Here is an 804-nt window from a genome sequence, read left to right as displayed (position 1 = left end):
GACGATATTGCGCGTGTGGCGGCAGCACGAGATGCTCTCCCGAATGCCCGTTTGAAGGTGGACGCGAACATGGGCTACACCCTCGGTGGCGCCCTTGAGGCACTGCACAAGCTCTGCGACTACGGCATTATTTACGCCGAGCAGCCGGTGGCATCCATTGAGGACATGGCTGCACTCCGCTTTGCCATTGCTAAGGAGGGGCTGCCCGTCCGAATTGCCGCAGACGAGTCGATTCGTAAGGCGGAAGACCCACTGAAGGTGGCCCGTGCGAACGCCGCGGACCTGATGGTTGTTAAGGCGGCGCCGCTGGGCGGTGTACGTCGTGCGCTCGTACTGGTGAAGCAGGCGCAGCTTCCGGCAGTGGTTTCTTCTGCGCTGGAGTCTTCGGTGGGCATTGCCACCGGTGCCTCCCTGGCAGCTTCCCTACCGACTTTGAGGTACGGGTGCGGCCTGGGCACGGTCTCCCTCATGGCTGAAGACGTCACCGATGAGCCGCTCATCGCCTGCGACGGGTTTATGGACCTGCGTGCCATCACCCCCAGCCCGCAGCGTCTGGAGCGTCTTGCCACCGATGAACAGACCCGCCAGTGGTGGGTAAACCGCGTCACCGACTGCTACCGGGTGCTGGAACGCGCCGCCGGGCTATGAAGACTGTTAGTTGTCAAGGTCGCACCTGTGAAGGGTAACCATAACTGAATGAAAGACCTTACGGCTTTAGAATGGTACGGTGACTGAGAACCGCTCAACCCCCGCCATGCTCACCGCAGTATCCGTACTCGACTCGCTGATTCGTGCCGGTATGCG

At 61.4% G+C, this 804-nt stretch carries 1 protein-coding gene; it reads left to right on the top strand.

Annotation, left to right across the window (positions count from 1 at the left end; translation table 11 throughout):
* On the top strand, positions 1 to 648 hold a 648-nt coding region (locus tag O3648_RS08435), incomplete at its 5' end, for an enolase C-terminal domain-like protein (RefSeq protein ID WP_371569600.1).
* Positions 649 to 804: the final 156 nt, after the last annotated feature.

The organism is Rothia sp. 27098_8_161, assembly GCF_041432905.1.
GTDB lineage: Bacteria > Actinomycetota > Actinomycetes > Actinomycetales > Micrococcaceae > Rothia.
This window is presented reverse-complemented; position numbering and strand designations above follow the sequence as displayed.